The organism is Cognatiyoonia sp. IB215446, from assembly GCF_033963825.1.
Taxonomy (GTDB): Bacteria; Pseudomonadota; Alphaproteobacteria; order Rhodobacterales; family Rhodobacteraceae; genus Yoonia.
Genome location: NZ_JAXBMD010000004.1, coordinates 46133 through 62825 on the forward strand (window position 1 = coordinate 46133; position 16693 = coordinate 62825).

The 16693-nt window shown below is 60.2% G+C and carries 17 protein-coding genes; 6 read left to right on the forward strand and 11 right to left on the reverse strand.

From position 1 onward, the window contains the following. Positions 1–132: 132 nt before the first annotated feature. Positions 133–999, forward strand: coding sequence for a YihY/virulence factor BrkB family protein (locus tag SLH49_RS16010; protein WP_320239031.1), 867 nt, complete (start codon positions 133–135; stop codon positions 997–999). Here SLH49_RS16010 and kynU read toward each other — a convergent pair. Together kynU and SLH49_RS16020 are read right to left on the reverse strand one after the other, a co-directional pair. Continuing rightward, entirely contained in the window at positions 996–2192 is a 1197-nt protein-coding gene (gene kynU / locus SLH49_RS16015; RefSeq protein ID WP_320270167.1) for a kynureninase, read from the reverse strand. The genes SLH49_RS16010 and kynU overlap by 4 nt on opposite strands. Then, entirely contained in the window at positions 2189–2947 is a 759-nt protein-coding gene (locus SLH49_RS16020; protein ID WP_320270168.1) for an SDR family oxidoreductase, read from the reverse strand. Before SLH49_RS16020 ends, kynU begins: the two co-directional genes overlap by 4 nt. Positions 2948–3027: 80 nt before the next feature. Here SLH49_RS16020 and SLH49_RS16025 point away from each other — a divergent pair, with 80 nt between their 5' ends. The 4 genes from SLH49_RS16025 (at position 3028) to SLH49_RS16040 (ending at position 7882) form a co-directional block, all read left to right on the forward strand. Then, the gene (locus SLH49_RS16025; protein ID WP_320270169.1) at positions 3028–3477 is read left to right on the forward strand and encodes an isoprenylcysteine carboxylmethyltransferase family protein; all 450 of its coding nucleotides are present in this window, start codon (positions 3028–3030) and stop codon (positions 3475–3477) included. Positions 3478–3580: 103 nt separating this feature from the next. Continuing rightward, positions 3581–5161 carry a Re/Si-specific NAD(P)(+) transhydrogenase subunit alpha gene (locus SLH49_RS16030; protein ID WP_320270170.1) on the forward strand — a complete coding sequence of 527 codons (1581 nt, stop codon included), beginning with the start codon at positions 3581–3583 and terminating at the stop codon, positions 5159–5161. A gap of 12 nt (positions 5162–5173) precedes the next feature. Next, positions 5174–6691, forward strand: a complete 1518-nt coding sequence (locus SLH49_RS16035; protein ID WP_320270171.1) for an NAD(P)(+) transhydrogenase (Re/Si-specific) subunit beta — start codon at positions 5174–5176, stop codon at positions 6689–6691. 132 nt (positions 6692–6823) lie between these two features. Continuing rightward, a complete protein-coding gene (locus SLH49_RS16040) occupies positions 6824–7882 on the forward strand; it encodes a phospholipase D-like domain-containing protein (protein ID WP_320270172.1) in 1059 nt (352 codons plus the stop codon). A 5-nt stretch (positions 7883–7887) separates the two neighbouring features. Here SLH49_RS16040 and SLH49_RS16045 read toward each other — a convergent pair whose 3' ends face one another. The 9 genes from SLH49_RS16045 to SLH49_RS16085 form a co-directional block, all read right to left on the reverse strand. Next, positions 7888–8262, reverse strand: a complete 375-nt coding sequence (locus SLH49_RS16045) for a hypothetical protein (protein WP_320270173.1) — start codon at positions 8260–8262, stop codon at positions 7888–7890. Further along, the gene (locus tag SLH49_RS16050) at positions 8262–8501 is read right to left on the reverse strand and encodes a hypothetical protein (protein ID WP_320270174.1); all 240 of its coding nucleotides are present in this window, start codon (positions 8499–8501) and stop codon (positions 8262–8264) included. The genes SLH49_RS16045 and SLH49_RS16050 overlap by 1 nt, the downstream gene beginning before the upstream one ends. After that, positions 8494–9057 carry an RNA polymerase sigma factor gene (locus tag SLH49_RS16055; protein ID WP_320270175.1) on the reverse strand — a complete coding sequence of 188 codons (564 nt, stop codon included), beginning with the start codon at positions 9055–9057 and terminating at the stop codon, positions 8494–8496. The genes SLH49_RS16050 and SLH49_RS16055 overlap by 8 nt, the downstream gene beginning before the upstream one ends. A gap of 60 nt (positions 9058–9117) precedes the next feature. Further along, the gene (locus SLH49_RS16060) at positions 9118–9411 is read right to left on the reverse strand and encodes a hypothetical protein (RefSeq protein WP_320239020.1); all 294 of its coding nucleotides are present in this window, start codon (positions 9409–9411) and stop codon (positions 9118–9120) included. Between the two features lie 79 nt (positions 9412–9490). Next, positions 9491–10447, reverse strand: coding sequence for an ABC transporter permease (locus SLH49_RS16065; RefSeq protein WP_320270176.1), 957 nt, complete (start codon positions 10445–10447; stop codon positions 9491–9493). Then, a complete protein-coding gene (locus SLH49_RS16070; protein WP_320270177.1) occupies positions 10440–11447 on the reverse strand; it encodes an ABC transporter permease in 1008 nt (335 codons plus the stop codon). The genes SLH49_RS16065 and SLH49_RS16070 overlap by 8 nt, the downstream gene beginning before the upstream one ends. A gap of 76 nt (positions 11448–11523) precedes the next feature. After that, positions 11524–13245 (reverse strand): peptide ABC transporter substrate-binding protein, encoded by a 1722-nt coding sequence (locus SLH49_RS16075; protein WP_320270178.1) that lies wholly within the window; start codon positions 13243–13245, stop codon positions 11524–11526. After that, positions 13242–14300 (reverse strand): dipeptide ABC transporter ATP-binding protein, encoded by a 1059-nt coding sequence (locus SLH49_RS16080; protein WP_320270179.1) that lies wholly within the window; start codon positions 14298–14300, stop codon positions 13242–13244. The genes SLH49_RS16075 and SLH49_RS16080 overlap by 4 nt, the downstream gene beginning before the upstream one ends. Beyond that, positions 14293–15297: an ABC transporter ATP-binding protein gene (locus tag SLH49_RS16085; RefSeq protein ID WP_320270180.1), complete on the reverse strand. Its 1005-nt coding sequence runs from the start codon at positions 15295–15297 to the stop codon at positions 14293–14295. The genes SLH49_RS16080 and SLH49_RS16085 overlap by 8 nt, the downstream gene beginning before the upstream one ends. Before the next feature lie 215 nt (positions 15298–15512). Between SLH49_RS16085 and argE the strand changes: the two genes are divergently transcribed. After that, entirely contained in the window at positions 15513–16673 is a 1161-nt protein-coding gene (gene argE / locus SLH49_RS16090) for an acetylornithine deacetylase (protein ID WP_320270181.1), read from the forward strand. Positions 16674–16693 lie beyond the last annotated feature (20 nt).

Below are 16693 nucleotides of genomic sequence, written 5' to 3' on the forward strand. Positions count from 1 at the left end.
GAGGCGAATGGTTTTTGCAGTCCCTTCGCTTTCTTGCCGACGCTAGATCGTCGGCTTGCTGGCAAAAGTGGCCATGGCCCGCGCTTTGGCTTAGGTTTGCACAACAAGACGACATTTGTGAAAGCCCGCTTCATGGCGACATTGCTGCATATCTGGCGCGTTCTGGCGGCGGTCTGGACATCCGCTGGTGAGAAACATCTGGGGCTGATCGCGGCTGGTGTCGCCTTTTTCGGCGTTTTTGGCATTTTTCCGGGGATTGCGGCGGTGATTGCCATCTTTGGTCTGGTGGCGGACCCGGTGATCATCGCCGAGCAATTGGTGCTGATGGAGGATATTATTCCGCCTGATGCCTACCAATTGCTGTCATCGCAGATCACACGTCTGGTGAGTGCGCCGTCAGAGGCGCTGGGTTGGGCCACTTTCGTGTCGATCACGCTCGCGCTCTGGTCGTGCAGGGCAGGGGTCAGCGCGTTGATCGGGGGGCTGAATGCGATTGCGGGGCAGCGGCTGCGCAATGGGATATGGCAGACGGTTGTGGCGTTTTTGCTGACCATTGCGCTGGTCAGTCTGGCGATTGTCGCCTTGACGGTTGTGGTGCTGTTGCCCATTGCCTTGGCGTTCATTCCGGTTGCGACGTCGACCGCGTGGGTTCTGGAGGGTGTGCGGTGGCTGATCGCGCTGGGGGTGCTGATTGTGGCGCTCAGCCTGCTCTATCGCTTTGGTCCCGCGCGGACTGGCGGCCGGGGGCGTTGGGTGACCATTGGTGCGTTTGTGGTGGTGATCTTGTGGGTGGCCGCCTCGGCGGGGCTGTCCTACTACCTGACCAACTTTGCCAGCTACAACGAAGTCTATGGCTCCATCGGGGCGGTGATTGGCCTGCTGCTCTGGCTTTACGTCAGTGCATATCTGATCCTGCTGGGGGCGGCTCTAAACGTGGAAGTGCATGGATACGACTGCCCGCCCTCTGACGAGGATACGTCTTTCCTGCCAGAGGGTTAAGTGACGGCGGCTTTGGTTTTGTAGGTCTGGTCATCCCACAAACGGTTGGTCATGACATCGGCGATGACTGCGATGGCTTTGTCGACATCGCCCGCATCTATGAAAAGTGGTGTGAAGCCGAAGCGCATGATATCCGGGGCGCGGAAGTCACCGATGACGTTGCGAGCGATACAGGCCTGCATCGCGGCATAGCCTTCGGCAAACCGGAACGATACCTGACTGCCCCGCTGATCGGGGTCGCGCGGGCTGGCGAGGGTGAGCATGGGGCAGGCGGCCTCCACCCCGGCGATGAATTGCTCGGTCAGCGCGATTGAGGCGGCGCGCAGGTCCTGCATATCCACCTGATCCCAGATGTCGAGGGCCGCATCGAGTGCGGCCAGCTGCAAGACAGGCGGCGTGCCGACGCGCATGCGTTCGACACCGGTGCCGGGGCGATAGTCGAGATCAAAGGCAAAGGGGGCCTCGTGACCCAGCCAGCCGGAGAGCGCGGGTTTGCAGCTAGCGACATGGCGCGGTGCGACATAGATATAGGCGGGCGCGCCGGGACCGGCGTTGAGGTATTTGTAGGTGCAGCCGACCGCGAAATCGGCACCGCAACCGGCCACATCGACGGGCAGCGCGCCTGCTGAATGGGCCAGATCCCACAGCGTTAGCGCGCCGGCCTGATGCGCTATATTTGTCAGTTGCGCCATGTCGTGTTTGCGGCCAGTGCGGTAGTCGACCTCGGTCAGCATCAAGACCGCAACATCATCGGTGATGTTGTCTGCGACCTCTTCGGGTGCCACGACGCGTAATTCGTGACCGCGCCCGAGCATCTCGATCAGCCCTTCGGCCATGTAGATATCGGTGGGGAAATTGCCGCTATCGGTCAGGATCACGCGGCGGTCCGGGACAAGATCAAGGGCGGCGGCAAGCGCCTGATAGACCTTGATCGACAGCGTATCGCCCAGCACCACATGGCCCGGTTCCGCACCGATCAGCCGACCGATCCTATCGCCCAGGGCGGATGGTTGCGCCATCCAGCCCGCCCGGTTCCAGCCGGTGATCACCATCTCGCCCCATTCCTGGGCCATGCAGCGTTCCATGCGCGCAAGCGCTGCCTTGGGTAAAGGCCCCAGCGAGTTGCCGTCCAGATAGGTGACACCTTCGGGCAGGTGAAAGAGCTGTTTGGTGTCGGCGAAGTCGATTGTCACACCTGACCGCCCGAAATTTCGATCGTCTGACCATTGATGCTGCGCGCACCCTCGGAGCAGAGCCACATGAGGGCCGTCGTCGTCTCATCCACCTCAAGCAATTTGCGGTGGCGGTTGCCTTTGGCAATCGCATCAATCGCGCCTTGTTCGTCGACACCGAAGCGCTTCATCAGGCCCGGCAACTGGTTGCGGACAATCGCCGTGTCCACATAGCCGGGGCAGAGCGCGTTAAAGGTGATGGGGCGGCGCATGAACTCTTCCGAGAGGCCGCGGATGAGGCCGATCACGCCATGTTTGCTGACCGTGTAGGGGATCGCGTTTTTCAGACCGCGCACCCCGGCGATGGAACTGACGACGATCATGCGGGCGGGATCGTCCGGTTTCAGCGTGGACATGGCCGCCTGAAATGTCAGGAACACACCATCAAGATTGGTCGTCATGATCTTGCGCCAGGCGGCGAGGCTTGTCGTCTCAAACGGGCCACCTTCGGCGATACCCGCATTGGCAATGCAAATCTGGACCGGTCCGCGCTGCTCTGCGGCGGCCTCAATCCCGTCGCGGACGGCCTGTTCATCGTCGATATCCATGACCATGGGGTGCAGGCGCTCTTGCGTGGCCGCAAGCTCTTCAAGCACATCGGCGCGGCGGCCTGTGATGGTGACCTCTGCGCCCGCCTGCGCGAGGGCGACGGCGATGCCCTTGCCAATGCCCGTCCCGCCCCCGGTGACGAGCGCGTGTTTGCCTGCATGTTCCATGATCACCTCCTCAATTTCGCCGCAGGTTAGCGGCCCCAGCCCCGTGGACAAGCCCAAAGCGGCGCGGCACAAATGAGGCCATGAAATGGATTGATCTTCCCCCTGTCTGGCTGGCGCTGGCGATATTCATGACCTGGTGGATTGCAGAGCTGCAGCCTGCAGCTCTGGCATTCGGCGGCCCGGTGATGGACCTTTTCGGCGGCCTGATGGTGGGCGGCGGCGTCGTATTGATGCTGCTGGCGGTGGCCGAGATGCGCAAAAGGCGCACGACGGTCATTCCGCATATGGAGGCGAGCCATCTGGTGACCACCGGCATCTTTTCCCGCACGCGCAACCCGATCTATTTGGGCGATGCGCTGGTGCTGGCGGGCCTCGCGCTGCGGTGGGACGCACCTGTCGCGCTAATCCTGGTGCCGCTGTTTGTCGGTACGATCACACAGCGCTTTATCACCCCCGAAGAGGACCGCTTGCGCCGCAAATTCCGTGCCGATTTCGCGCGCTACACACAAAAGACGCGACGTTGGTTGTGATGTTAGCGCATGACATGAAATGTCATGGCGACCCGTCTCTTGTGAAATATTCTTCCGCCCTATACTCCAACATCAACAACCTGAGTAAGATGGGGGACGGTCCGTGAAAATCGGCACACCGAAAGAGATATTTGCGGGTGAGGATCGGGTCGCGATGACCCCGGCCTCGGCCAAAGACTTGCAGAAGCTGGGATATGAATGCCTGATCGAAACCGGCGCCGGGATGGCGGCAGGTTTCTCGGATGTGGCTTATGAGGAAGCGGGCGTGAGCGTGGTGAAGACCGCGGCGGCGCTTTTTGAAGGGGCCGATATCGTCGCGAAGGTGCGTCCGCCCGAGGATGCGGAAGTCGCCATGTTGCGCGACGGGCAAACGCTGATCTCGTTCTTCTATCCGGGTCAGAATGAAGCTCTGATGGAAGCCGCCAATGGCAAGGGCGCCACCGTTATTGCGATGGATATGGTGCCCCGGATTTCGCGCGCGCAGAAGATGGATGCGTTGTCGTCCATGGCCAATATCGCGGGTTACCGCGCGGTCATTGAAGCGGGCAATAATTTCGGGCGGTTTTTCACCGGACAGGTGACGGCCGCCGGTAAGGTGCCGCCTGCGAAGGTTCTGGTTGTCGGTGCCGGTGTCGCTGGACTGGCGGCTATCGGGACGGCGACGTCGCTAGGCGCGATCACATATGCCTTCGACGTGCGCCCTGAAGTGGCGGAACAGGTCGAGTCGATGGGCGCGGAATTTGTCTTCCTCGATTTTGAGGAAGAACAGCAGGACGGCGCGTCGACGGGGGGGTATGCGTCTGTGTCTTCACCGGAATTCGCGGCAGCGCAGTTGGCCAAGTTCCGGGAACTCGCACCCGACATGGACATCGTCATCACGACGGCGCTGATCCCCGGTCGCGACGCGCCAGAGCTTTGGACCGAGGATATGGTCCAGGCGATGAAGCCCGGCTCGGTCATTGTCGATCTGGCGGCAGAGCGTGGCGGGAACTGCAAGCTGACCGTCAAGGACGAAAAGATCGTCACCGACAACGGTGTGACCATCATCGGTTATACCGACTTCCCAAGCCGGATGGCGGCACAATCCTCGACGCTTTATGCCACGAATATCCGCCACATGATGACCGATTTGACGCCGGAGAAAGACGGCGTTGCGGTTCATGATATGGAAGATGACGTGATCCGGGGCGCGACCGCGACCCACAAAGGCGAGATCACCTTCCCACCGCCGCCACCCAAGGTGCAGGCGATTGCGGCCCAGCCGAAGAAGGAACCGCCGAAGGAGCTGACGCCTGAGGAAAAGCGGGCGCAGGAAGTGGCCGCCTTCAGGAAGGAGACCCGCAATCAGGTGACGCTGCTGGCGATTGGTGCTGCACTTGTTCTCGGCATCGGGATGATCCCCGGCATGCCTGCGAGCTTTATGCAGCATTTCATCGTCTTCGTGTTGTCGGTCTTCATCGGCTTCCAGGTGATCTGGAACGTGGCGCACAGCTTGCACACGCCGTTGATGGCTGTGACCAACGCGATTTCGTCGATCATCATCCTTGGGGCGCTGATCCAGATCGGGTCAACCTCGTGGCTGATCACGATCCTTGCGGCGCTCGGCATTTTCATGGCGGCGGTCAACATCTTCGGCGGCTTCCTCGTGACACGGCGTATGCTCGCCATGTTCCAGAAATCCTAAAGGGGCAGGGCAATGGATAACGCATTCACGATCGCGGCCTATGTGGTCGCAGGTATTCTTTTCATCCTGTCGTTGGGCGGTCTCTCGGGGCAGGAAAGCGCGAAACGGGCGGTGTGGTATGGCATCGTCGGCATGGCGATTGCGGTCTTCGCGACGCTGATCGGGCCGGGCGCGGGGCTGAGCATCGTCTCACTCGTCCTGATCGCGCTGGGCGCGGCTGTGGGCTACCAACTGGCGACGCGGGTCGAGATGACGCAGATGCCGGAGCTTGTGGCCATCATGCACTCGCTAGTGGGGCTGGCGGCGGTCTTTGTTGGTTTCAACGCCGACATCATGATCAACTATATCGGCAATATTTATGAGGCGAACGGACAGGTGCTCGGCGCTGTCGGGCCGGATGGCATCACGGCCATTGGATTGCCGAAAGAGGTTTATGATGAGCTGAGCGCTTTCGGGCAGTTGATTGCCAGGAAGTCGAGCGTCGAGATCGGTATTCTGCGTGTCGAATTGGTACTGGGCATTTGGATCGGGGCGGTGACCTTCACCGGTTCCGTGATCGCCTATGCCAAGCTGGCCGGGTCATCCTCGTTGTTGCCGTTTAAAGTCGATACCGGAGCGAACAAACTGCCCGGCGGGCATCTTCTGAATGCGACCGCTGCGGCTTTGTCAGTCCTACTGCTGTTTGTCTACCTGACCGGCGGCGGGTCGTGGGCGCTGGTGCTGCTGACCCTCGCGGGCCTCTTCATCGGCTACCACCTGATCATGGGGATCGGCGGGGCAGATATGCCCGTCGTCGTGTCCATGCTGAACAGCTATTCCGGCTGGGCGGCGGCGGCGATTGGGTTCTCGCTTGGCAATGACCTTTTGATCGTCGTGGGCGCGCTTGTCGGCTCCTCGGGTGCGATCCTGTCGTACATCATGTGCAAGGCCATGAACCGGTCCTTCGTCAGTGTGATCCTCGGCGGCTTTGGCGGCCCTGCGGGTGAGCAAATGGCCGTGGAAGGTGAACAGGTGGCCATTGACGCCGACGGCGTGGCCACGGCACTGAACGAGGCCGACAGCATCATCATCATTCCCGGCTACGGGATGGCTGTGGCACAGGCGCAAACGTCGGTGGCCGAACTGGTGCGCAAGCTGCGCGCGAAGGGCAAGAATGTGCGGTTCGCTATTCACCCGGTCGCCGGGCGCTTGCCGGGCCACATGAATGTGCTCTTGGCCGAGGCGAAGGTGCCTTATGACATCGTGATGGAGATGGACGAGATCAATGAAGATTTCCCGGATACGGATGTCGCTATTGTCATCGGCTCCAATGACATCGTGAACCCTGCCGCACAGGACGATCCGAACAGCCCCATCGCTGGTATGCCGGTGCTGGAATGCTGGAAGGCGAAACAGGTTTTCGTGTCCAAGCGTGGGCAGGGGACGGGTTATTCGGGGATCGAGAACCCGCTCTTCTTCAAGGAGAATACGCGGATGTTCTATGGGGATGCGAAGGCGTCTTTGGATACGCTCTTGCCTAAGATCGATTAAGGTCAACTGGGTTCAACCACCCGATATTTTGCGGCCCTGTCAGGATTGGCGGGGCCGTTTGCGTTTGGCTTGCTCGAATCGTAACCGGCTGGCAGCCTCTGCATCATAGATTGATCGATTTGAGAGGATGCGATGCCCGAAACCGTTGGCGCGATTACGCTTTTCATGGGGCCGGATACGATTGGCGCGCCGGATAACCTCGAAGCGCCGATCATCGATTTCATTACCGCCGCGCAAGAGGAATTGCTGGTCTCGGTCCAGGAACTCGACCACCGGCCGATTGCCGAGGCCCTGATCGCTGCGCGTAAGCGGGGTGTCTTTGTCCGGGTGATCCTTGAACAGGATTACCTGCGCGAGGCGAAGCCGCCTGCTGATGACGGGCTTGGCGCACAGGAGATCAATCGCGAACTCCTGACCCGTATCTTGCGCGGCGGGGTGGATGCGAAGGCCGATTATAATCCCAACATCTTTCACCAGAAATTCATCGTGTGCGACAGGGATGCGGTGCTGACCGGCTCGACCAATTTCACCACGACCGGCGTGACCAAGAACCTCAATCACATTGCGATCATCATCGATGAAGAGGTCGCGCGGGAATATGCCCGCGAGTTTCGCCAGATGCGGCGCGGCATCTTTGGCAAGCGCAGCCTTGAGACGCCGCGCAAACCGCTGGAGGATCACGCCGTGAGCGGCATCCGCATCAAACCGCTTTTCGCGCCGGATCACGCGCCCGAGATGGAATTCATCAAGCAGATGATCAAGGCGCAGACCCGGATCGACTTTGCCGCCTTTACCTTTTCGCAATCCTCCGGGATTGATGATGCGCTGGTGAACGCACGGCAGAAGGGGCTGCAGGTGACGGGTATTCTGGATCGCAGGCAGGCAAACCAGACCTGGGCGGCGAAGCACACGTTGGCAGCAGGTGGCGTGACCCTGCATCGCAACAAGACCGGAACGGGCGTGCGCAAGGTGCATCACAAGCTGATGGTGATCGACGATGCGCTGACGATCATCGGGAGCTTCAACTATACGGGGCCGGCGAACCTGCTGAATGATGAAAACATCATGGTGCTGGGCGATCTTGACCTGCCAGCGGGGCAGGCGCGCGATGATCAGGAGCGGCTGGCGATCTATGCGCGGACAGAGATTGACCGGATCATCGCCACGCAGGCTGAACCGATCACGCCCTAGCGGGGTTACTCCGCCTGTGCGGCGTCTTCGATGACCTCCAGCATGATGCGCTGGCCTTCGACCTGTAGTGCGGCGCTTTGACGGCGCACCTCGGCCATGGCGTCGATAAGCGCCTCACGATCTAGGGGGCGTGCCTCGGCGGCGGCCATCATTGCGCGGCGCGCATCGCCGAGTTGGGCGAGTTGTGTCCAGATCTCATCCTCGTCCTCGATAACCTCCATGAAGGCGCGGCCAAGTTCGGGGGGAAAGCGCGTGTCCTGCAGGCCCGCGCGGTCGCGCAATTCAACCGCCCGCAGGATCACACCGATCACGACCGCATTGGCAAGCAGCGACAGTACCAGCACAACCCGCAGGGCGATCCGCAGCACACGGTTCCGCATCAGAAGAGCCCTCCGAAAAGTGAGATCGGATTGCCGGTGATCAGACCGAGCAGGAGTTGCGCAGGATCAGCCGTCAGGACAAGGATAACGGGTGTCAGAAGCAACGCCGCGAAGATGACGGACACGAGGACGGCCGGAACACGGCTCTGCCGTGGTCGCTCTGGCCGTTGGGGCGGCTTACCCGGTGGTTGCCCGATCCCGCCACGCAGCAAGGCATCGATGGCATCATCTTCATTCATGTCCAGTCTCCTTCATACGCGCGCGCAGGCGTCGCCTTGCGCGCACGATCAATTGCTCCACCGCGCCCTGACTGCTGCCCATAATCGTCCCGATTTCATGCGTATCCAAGCCCGCAGTCGCGCTCAGCAAAAGCGCCATGCGTTGCCGGTCCGGCAGATCAAGAATATCGGCCTGGACCTGGCGCAATTTGGCGCGGTCATCGACCTGCACGCTTTGATCCGGTGCAGTGTCCACGGGTTCTGTCACAAGCGCGTCAAGGCCCACCAGCCAGCGTAGCCGTTGCCTGCGCAGATGATCTCGCGCCACGTTGCGGACAATCGTGAAAATCCAGGCCGTTCCCGTGCCGCGGTTTGGATCGAAGCGATAGGCGCTCTGCCAAATTTTGACAAAGGCCTCCTGCAGCACGTCCTCACCCGCATCCGCCGTGCCCAGAAACCGCATGCCGATCCCGTGGATCGCGCCACCATGCAGCGCCCAAAGCTGATCGAGCGCGCCGCGATTGCCGTCCGCCAATTGCCGGAGCAGTGCATCAGTCTGGTTGGTCTTGTCCGGCAATTGCGCGTCATTCCCAAGGATACGGCCCAGCCTTGCCCGACCGTATCCATGATGCAACCCTTAGCGGTCGCGCCGCCATGTCGTGACGCGCTCGCGACCTGACGGGTCAATACCAATCCGCGTCCCACTGACGCCGTTCTGATCGTAAACGCGACGCGCGGTGCTGCTATAGGTCTTTCCGGCGGCTGTGGTCCATGTGCTCGTCGTCTCACACACGCGTTGGCCGTCAACGCGTGAACAGGTGGTTGATCCGCCGCCGGAGCCGCCATTGGAGTTCGTGGCGCTCCAATCCGCATGGGCGGGCAGGGCGAGGGCAGTCAGCGCAAGGGCTGCAAAAGTCGTTCGCATCAGCATTGGGTTTCTCCTGTCTAAGCTGCGATACTTACCATTACGCAGCGCAGCAGGAGCTCCTACGCGGCATCGACAGAAAAAATCACTGACCGCGGATGCGTGGATCAAGCGCGTCGCGCAGGCCGTCGCCGATGTAGTTGACCGACAAGACCGTCAGCGAAATCGCCATGCCCGGCCAGATGACGCGTTCGGGGAAGGCGGTCATGCGGTCGACGCTGTCAAACAGGATCTTACCCCAGGTGGGGAAGTCCGACGGGAAGCCGAGACCTAGGAAAGAGAGCGCGCTTTCCGTGATGATCGCCGTGGCGAGGCCAAGCGTGGCCGAGACCATGATGGGCGACAGCACGTTGGGCAGGATATGTCGGGTGATCATGCGGCGCGGCGGTGTGCCGATGGATTTTGCGGCAAGGACAAATTCACGCTCTTTGAGCGCCATGACGTCGCCGCGCACGATCCGGGCCGTCTGCATCCACGACGTGATCCCGATCCCGAAGACGATGAGCAGGAAGATTCCGTTCTCTGGACCAAACGCCGCGCGCAGCGGGTCGCGGAACAAGAGCATCATCACGAGGAGAAGCGGCAGGAGTGGCAGGGACAGAACCAGATCGGTGAAACGCATCAGCGGCCAGTCGAGCCGCTTGAAATACCCCGCGAGCACGCCGACCAATGTGCCGATCAGGATCGCAAGGATCATCGCGGTCCAGCCAACGGCCAGACTGATCCGACCGCCCTGCATGATATTTGCCATGATATCGCGGCCCAGATGGTCGGTGCCCATGGGCCGTGCCCACGAAACCTTCGCATCGCCGTCCCAGATCGCGGTGTAGATTGGGCGCAGGTCCTTGTTGCGAATGTCCAGCTTGCCGGGATCAACATCCCACGCAATCGGTCCCAACGCGCAGAACACCGTGATGAAGAATAGGAAAAAGAGGCCCGCCATCGCCCCCTTGTGGCTACGGAACTGGTCCCAGACATCCCACCATTGGTTGCGGGCCTTTTCGTCCTTTTCGACCGGTTTGGCGAGGGTGGCGTCAGTCATAGCGGATCCTCGGGTCAAGCACGCCGTAGAGGATGTCGGCAATCAGGTTCATCATCACGATCAGTACTGCGAGGAGGAATGTAATGGTCATCACCATGGGAATGTCATTGCCCTGCAGCGCGATGATCAGAAGCTGGCCCAAGCCATTCACCTTGAACACCTGTTCGGTAATGATCGCGCCGCCAAAGATCGACGGGATCCCTAAGGCAATGACCGTGATGACGGGGATCATGGAGTTGCGCAGGACATGTTTCATGACGACGACGCTCTCGGACATGCCCTTGGCCCGTGCGGTGCGTACGTAGTCCTGACCCAGATTGTCGAGCATGGAGGCGCGCATGTAACGGCTGACCTGAGCGGTCGTCTGTAGGGCGAGCACCATCACGGGCATGATCATCTGCTGGATCTGGTACTTGAAAGTTTCCCAATCCACGACCTCGTGCGTGGTGTCGTAGATTGACGGCAGCCAGCCCAGCTGGACCGAGAAGATGACGATGACCAGAACGCCGGAAAAGAAGGGCGGGACGGAAAAGCCGATCATGCTGACGAATGTGCCGGCCTGATCGAAGACGGAATATTGTTTGTAAGCGCTGATGATGCCTATGGGCAGGGCGATGGCGACGCCAACGACATAGGACATGCCCACGACCCAGAGCGTCTGGGGCAAGCGTTCCGCAATCGTATCGAAAACCGGGCTGCGGGATTGGAAGCTGATGATGCGCTGGGCGTCGTTGGCGAAGTTGGTGCCGAAGGCGCCGTCGATCCAGTATTGCGGCTCCACAATGAAGAACTGGTAGAGCCAGAGGTAAAAGCGTGTGTACCACGGCTCCCCCAGCCCCAGCGCCTCGCGCATGCGTTGTTTGACGTCATCGGGGATCGTCAGGGGCATCTGGCCCATCGGGTCGCCGGGTGCCAGTTCCAGCAAAAGAAAAATGACCAAAGCAATAAACAAAAGCGTCGGGATCGACAGGACCAATCTACGGATCGTGTAGTTGAACATGGGCGGCGCCTTGGTTGATGGCTTTGGGTGAAAATGGGGAGCAGCCCCGGCGCAAGGACCGGGGCTGCAGGACGTTTTAGCGGTTGTCGCCGGTCCGGTACCAGTCAGCGATGTTCCAAAGCTCACTGTCCCAAACGTTCAGGTCGATGCCGCCCAGGCTGTTGGCGTGGGCTGACAGACGACCACGGTGCACCAGCGGGATCATCCCGCCGCGGCTGACCATGATGTCGTTGAGCTGGCGGGCAATCGCCGCGCGCTCGGCCGCATCGGCGGTCTGCGTCAATTGCGCGTGCAGGGCGTCATATTCCTCATCGCAGAAGCGGCTGACATTCTCACCCTGCCACTGGGTTGCAGGGCTAGGTGCCTTGTCGCAAAGACCGTTGCCGAGATAGGACTGTGGGTCCGTTCCGTTGAACGTGTTGGCGTACATTTCAACGTCCGCATAGAACTTCTGGAACGTGTCAGGCGAGCCTGGGTCACCGCCGAAGAACACGGATGCGTCGATGTTGCGCAGCTCGGCCTCGATACCGATCTCGGACCACCATTCCTTGATCAGCGCCTGGAAGTCCTGACGGACAGCGTTGGTTGAGGTCTGGTAGAGCACGCGCATCGGTACGCCATTCGCTTCGCGGATACCGTCGCCGTCGCTATCAACAAAACCGGCTTCGTCCAGCATGGCGTTTGCGCCAGCGATATCCTGCACGTCACATGTGAAGGTGTCAGAGTTCACGGCAGCCGGGGCAGGAACCCAGTTACAGGTGACTTTACCGGCCTGACCATAGCCGATTTCCACCAGCAGAGGACGGTCGATGGCCATCGACATCGCCTGATACACCGCAGGCTCACCCAGGAATGGGTGCGGGCGGATGACGGCGCGCTCATCCGGTCCAAGTGCCGGATCAGGGTTGGTGTTGTTGAGCATGATGCGCTCAACCAGTGGACCGAAGCCAGCAACCGGCGTGCCAAGGCCGCCTTCTTGCATGCTGGCGATCACATCAGGTGCCAGCTGCAGGTTCCAGGCATAGTCGAACTCGCCCGTTTCCATCACGGCGCGACCGGCAGCCGTTGCATCGCCGCCACCTTTAAAGGTGACCGAGGCAAAGGCAGGTTTGTTCGGATCGCGGTAGTTGTCGTTGGCGACCAGCTGGATCACGTCATTTGTGCGGAACTCGGTGACAACAAATGGACCTGTGCCGATGGGGCCAAAGTTTTCATCCGTGCATTCAGGTGCCCGCGCGCCCATGCAATCGGCGAACTGGGCTGCCTGCAGGATCGGGCTTTCACCGCCCACGAACGGGCCGTAAGGGAAGGGTGTGGGGTTTTCGAAGTTGACGACGACGGTCAGATCGTCAGGCGTTTCGACCGAGGAGACACCTTCGAACTTGGTGACCTGCGCACAGCCGGATTCCGGATCGGTGCAGTATTCATAGGTGAATTTCACGTCAGCAGAGGTGAAAGGCGTTCCGTCCGACCACAGGATGCCTTCGGAAATTGTCCATGTGATCGACATCAGGTCTTCGGACACGCCGCCATTGGCGACCGTGGGCACTTCGTCAACCAGCCATGGGATCAGCTCACCATCGGGATTGTAGCGCGCTAGCGGCTCAATGATCAGCGAGGCGGATTCGACGTCCTTGGTGCCGCCCGACAGGAATGGGTTCAGGATCGATGGCGCCTGCCAATAGATGATCTTGACTTCGCCATCGCGCCCGCGCTCGCCTTCATGCGCGTCGGCAAAGGCCATCGGCGCAAGGCTTGCTGTGGCAACAGCGCCCATAAGGGCTGTTTTGAGTTTCATGTGATTGTCTCCTTGTTGGTGCTCGTAGTCGCCTCGGCTCCTGCCGTTTGGTCGGCAGTGTTGTTCATGTCGTTGTAAAGGTGGCAGGCCGTGAACCGGCCCGGTGCGACCTCGCGGTAATCCGGCTCAACCTCTTTGCAGATATCCATCACCGATGGGCAGCGCGTGCAGAAGTTGCAGCCCTTTGGCGGGTTGGCGGGGGAGGGTACGTCGCCTTTGAGGATGATGCGTTCGGTTGTGCGGGCCAGGCTGGGGTCTGGTTCAGGAACCGCCGAAAGCAGCGCCTTGGTGTATGGGTGCAGCGGCTCAGCATAAAGCGCCTCGCGCGGGGCGAGTTCGACGACTTTGCCGAGATACATCACCGCCACGCGTGTCGCGATATGGCGCACCATGGAAAGGTCATGGCTGATGAAAAGGTAGGTGAGCCCGTATTCTTCCTGCAGGTCCTCAAGCAGGTTGACGACCTGCGCCTGAATAGAGACATCCAGGGCCGCAATCGGTTCGTCGCAGACGATGAATTTGGGGTTGAGTGCCAACGCACGGGCAATCCCGATCCGCTGGCGTTGCCCGCCTGAGAAGGCATGCGGATAACGCTTGGCAAATTTGCGGTTGAGCCCGACCGCATCCATCAACTCCGCGACCTTGGCGCGCTTTTCGCGGTCAGTGAGCGTGGTGTGCTCGTCCAGCGGTTCTTTGATGATGTCCTCAACTGTCATGCGGGGATTGAGCGAGGCTTGCGGGTCCTGAAACACCATCTGCATGGTGGGGCGCATCTCGCGCAGGGCCGGCTGTGGTGTCGCACCGATTTCGCGGCCATCGACCACAATGGACCCATCTGTGATGTCATAGAGGCGCAGAACGGCGCGGCCGCAGGTGGATTTGCCGCAGCCGGACTCGCCCACCAGGCCCAGCGTCTCGCCTTCCATCACATCAAAGCTGACGCCGTCGACGGCCTTCACCTCACCCACACGGCGGCGGAAAAGACCCGCGAAGATCGGGAAATGCATCTTGAGGTCCCGGACCGAGACCAGCGGCTTTCGCTCGGCGTCAAACATCGCGGGACGCCCCCGTCCGCGCGTCAAAGAAGCAGGCGACATCGTGGCCTTCGCCCACATCATAACGGGCCGGGTTTTCCTGTGCGCAACGATCAAACGCCACATCACACCGGTCGCGGAACGGGCAGGATGATGGCGGGCCGACCATGATCGGCGGTTGCCCTTCGATGATCGTGAGGCGCGAAGCACGCTCCCCATGGATCGTTGGGATCGTTTTCAAAAGCGCGCGCGTATAGGGGTGCTGTGGGTTGCCGAAAAGCTCCTTCACCGGTGCATGTTCGACGACCTGACCGCCATACATCACCATGACACGGTCAGCGATGCCCGCGATGACGCCCAGATCATGGGTGATCCAGATCACTGCCATGCCGAGTTTTTCGCGCAATTCCTTCATCAATTCGAGAATCTGCGCCTGAATAGTGACGTCCAGGGCGGTGGTCGGCTCATCCGCGATCAGGACTTTCGGATCACAGGCCAGCGCAATGGCGATCATCACGCGTTGGCGCATCCCGCCGGAAAACTGGTGCGGATAGTCCAGCAACCGACGCTTAGCATCAGGGATGCCGACAAGCTCCAAAAGCTCCTGCGCGCGTTTGGCGGCTTGGCGTTTGTTCAAACCCATATGCTTGCGCAAAGGCTCCGCCAATTGCATGCCCACGTTGAAGACCGGGTTCAGCGATGTCATAGGGTCCTGAAAAACAAAGCCGATTTTGCCACCGCGCACGGCACGCAATGTCTCTGGATTGACCTTCAAAAGGTCCTTGCCGTCGAAATTGACAGAGCCGTTGCGCACATCCGCTGGCGGGGACGGCAGGAGACCCAAAAGGGACATCATCGTCACCGATTTGCCGGAGCCACTTTCACCGACAACACCCAACAACTCACCGGGCTTGAGTGAGAAGCTGACATCGTTAACCGCATGGACCTCTCCGGCCCGCGTTCTGAACACAGTTTTGAGGTCCTGGACATCCAGGACGGGCAGCGCCCCATCGGGCATAGATGAACCTCCCAAGTGGTTCAGATATTGTTCTTGTTCCGCCGCACTTGTGAACAGAAAAGCGGCGTTTGCCCAAACGGTAACATCAAAATTCGAACCCGCAAGACGATTCCTGTTTGCGCGATCACAGAGCCTACGCAACACTGTGTTGCATCTGCATTGTGCAGACCTGAAATCGTGTGGTGCGATTTAATGCAAAAAATGAAGGATACCCCATGACACTCAGCGCCCGTGACCTCCTGGACCGGCTCGTCAGCTTTCCGACCGTCAGCCGCGACAGCAACCTGGAGCTGATTGATTTTGTTGAGGATTATTTGAACGGGTTTGGCGTAAATGCGATCCGGGTACCAAATGAAGACGGCACCAAGGCCGCACTTTACGCGCATATCGGTCCGGAGGTTGAGGGCGGAGTGGTTTTGTCAGGCCACACCGATGTGGTGCCGGTTGACGGGCAATCCTGGGACACCGATCCTTTTGTTGTGACGGAACGTCATGGTAAGCTCTTTGGTCGCGGCACGTGCGACATGAAAGGGTTTGATGCACTGGCCTTGTCTGCGGTGCCACTGGCGCTCGAAAAAGGGATCAAACGGCCCATACAGATCGCGCTAAGCTATGACGAGGAGGTTGGTTGCGTTGGCGCGCCACCCATGATCGACCACATGGTGGCAATGGGTATGCCGCGAGCGGATACGGTTCTGGTGGGTGAGCCGTCGATGATGAAGGTGGTGACGGGCCACAAGGGTGGTATCGGCTACCACATGCATTTTCGCGGCTTTGAAGTGCATTCCTCGCTCGCGCCACAAGGCGTCAGTGCCATTATGATGGCTGCCAAGCTGATCAACTGGGCCAATGAGGTGAATGCCGAAAACGCAAGCCAAACGCCGGGTCCGCTCGCCGCCGACTTCGTTCCGCCCTACACAACACTGCACGTCGGCACGATTGAGGGGGGGACCGCGCACAACATCACAGCCAAGGATTGCCGTTTTGGCTTCGATTTCCGCATCGTGCCGGGCGAAGATATCGGCGGGTGGCAGGATCGGTTCCATGCAAAGGTGGCCGCGATTGAAGCAGAGATGAAAGCGGTCCGACCGGAAGCGGGCATCACGGCCGAACAATACTTTGAAGTGCCAGGTCTCAAGCCGGAAGAGGATGGCAAGGCCGAACGCCTGATCCGCCACATTACGGGTGAGAACGCCAGCAACGTCGTTAGTTATGGCACGGAGGCTGGCCAGTTTCAGGAGCGCGGTTATTCTGCCGTCATTTGCGGCCCCGGCGACATTGCGCAGGCGCATCAGCCCAATGAATTCATCAGCGTCGATCAGTTCCAGAAGGGTGAAGCATTCATCAAGAAGTTGGTCGACGCGCTAGCCGACTGAAGCCGAACGCAACGCGAGAC

Excerpts from the sequence above, each read along its gene's own strand:
- SLH49_RS16065 (WP_320270176.1), bottom strand. The coding sequence starts at position 10,447 with ATGACTGACGCCACCCTCGCCAAACCGGTCGAAAAGGACGAAAAGGCC.
- argE (WP_320270181.1), top strand. The coding sequence starts at position 15,513 with ATGACACTCAGCGCCCGTGACCTCCTGGACCGGCTCGTCAGCTTTCCG.
- SLH49_RS16070 (WP_320270177.1), bottom strand. The coding sequence starts at position 11,447 with ATGTTCAACTACACGATCCGTAGATTGGTCCTGTCGATCCCGACGCTT.
- SLH49_RS16010 (WP_320239031.1), top strand. The coding sequence starts at position 133 with ATGGCGACATTGCTGCATATCTGGCGCGTTCTGGCGGCGGTCTGGACA.
- SLH49_RS16025 (WP_320270169.1), top strand. The coding sequence starts at position 3,028 with ATGAAATGGATTGATCTTCCCCCTGTCTGGCTGGCGCTGGCGATATTC.
- SLH49_RS16035 (WP_320270171.1), top strand. The coding sequence starts at position 5,174 with ATGGATAACGCATTCACGATCGCGGCCTATGTGGTCGCAGGTATTCTT.
- SLH49_RS16080 (WP_320270179.1), bottom strand. The coding sequence starts at position 14,300 with ATGTTTGACGCCGAGCGAAAGCCGCTGGTCTCGGTCCGGGACCTCAAG.
- SLH49_RS16040 (WP_320270172.1), top strand. The coding sequence starts at position 6,824 with ATGCCCGAAACCGTTGGCGCGATTACGCTTTTCATGGGGCCGGATACG.
- SLH49_RS16060 (WP_320239020.1), bottom strand. The coding sequence starts at position 9,411 with ATGCTGATGCGAACGACTTTTGCAGCCCTTGCGCTGACTGCCCTCGCC.
- SLH49_RS16075 (WP_320270178.1), bottom strand. The coding sequence starts at position 13,245 with ATGAAACTCAAAACAGCCCTTATGGGCGCTGTTGCCACAGCAAGCCTT.
- SLH49_RS16085 (WP_320270180.1), bottom strand. The coding sequence starts at position 15,297 with ATGCCCGATGGGGCGCTGCCCGTCCTGGATGTCCAGGACCTCAAAACT.
- SLH49_RS16050 (WP_320270174.1), bottom strand. The coding sequence starts at position 8,501 with ATGAATGAAGATGATGCCATCGATGCCTTGCTGCGTGGCGGGATCGGG.
- SLH49_RS16020 (WP_320270168.1), bottom strand. The coding sequence starts at position 2,947 with ATGGAACATGCAGGCAAACACGCGCTCGTCACCGGGGGCGGGACGGGC.
- SLH49_RS16045 (WP_320270173.1), bottom strand. The coding sequence starts at position 8,262 with ATGCGGAACCGTGTGCTGCGGATCGCCCTGCGGGTTGTGCTGGTACTG.